Source organism: Paraclostridium sp., from assembly GCF_051657365.1.
Taxonomy (GTDB): Bacteria; Bacillota; Clostridia; order Peptostreptococcales; family Peptostreptococcaceae; genus Paraclostridium.
In genome coordinates, this window is sequence record NZ_JBOFKN010000181.1 from 1 (window position 1) to 1,035 (window position 1,035).

Sequence of the window (1,035 nt, forward strand, 5' to 3'; positions counted from 1 at the left end):
CATTTTTCATGATGTAATAATACTATATTTTCTATTTCTTTTTTTTGATATCTTTTATTTAATATTTTTAATCCTAATTTACAATGATTTTGAACTATTTTGAATTCCTCCAATGTTAATTTAGAAGGTTTATCTAGAATCCATTTATCTATTAATTGTTTTCCTATATCATGAAGAAGTGCTCCTTCTTCTAAAAGTACTATTTTTTCTTTTTCTAAACACATTAATTCTCCTAAAAGTTTAGCATATTGACTAACCCTTAACATGTGTCTTTTTAATTCTATATCTAATTTATATTCATTTAATATCTGATAAATATCATTTTTCTTGTATAAAGATTTTAATTTAAAATATGTCCTTTGAATATTCTTTAAAATTATTCTCCCACCCCATTTTTTAATTTAGATTATTCTTATTTTCTTCTTCTAATTTTGTATACTCTAATCCTAATATTAATAATTCTAGTAACTCATCTACTGTTTTTTCTTTTAATTTTATCTTTAAATCTTTAACCATAATAAATTCCTCCCATATTGATATATATTTAAACTTTTTTATAAGTTTTTCTTAATTTCCTTTGCTTAGCTTTAATCGAAGCTACTGAACGATTTAATTTTTCAGACAAATAATAAAGTGACTTATTTAAATTTTGTTCTAAAAATTCTATTTCCTGTTCACTCCAAATTTTTATAGGATAAAGTCCCAAAGACATTTTTTTTATTTGAATTTGATGAATACTTTTTTTTAATTTTTCAGATAATTCTTGATTTGTATATATATTAAAATTTAATTTTAAAAATTCTATTTCCTGTTCTTTCCACAATGTCTCTGATTTTTTTAAATTTTTTTTAATCTCTTTATTTAAAATCATCTCTAAGGATAATTGTTCAATTTTAATTAACAAATTATTTATATATGGGTTTATATTTTTTAAAATAATAATTGAACCATTATCTAAATTTAAATATGCATTTTTTTGAATAACTTTTAAAGTATAAATTTTATTTTTCTTTAAAATTAAATACAATTTATTTT

Annotated in this window: 2 protein-coding genes; both read right to left on the minus strand. The window is 19.2% G+C overall.

The window, feature by feature from the left end; all coding sequences use genetic code 11:
- The coding region (locus tag ACRCYC_RS14305) for an HD-GYP domain-containing protein (protein ID WP_438619810.1) at positions 1-266 on the minus strand (266 nt) is incomplete at its 3' end.
- A gap of 278 nt (positions 267-544) precedes the next feature.
- Positions 545-1,035, minus strand: a 491-nt coding sequence (locus ACRCYC_RS14310; protein ID WP_438619811.1) for a hypothetical protein, incomplete at its 5' end; no start/stop codon positions are given.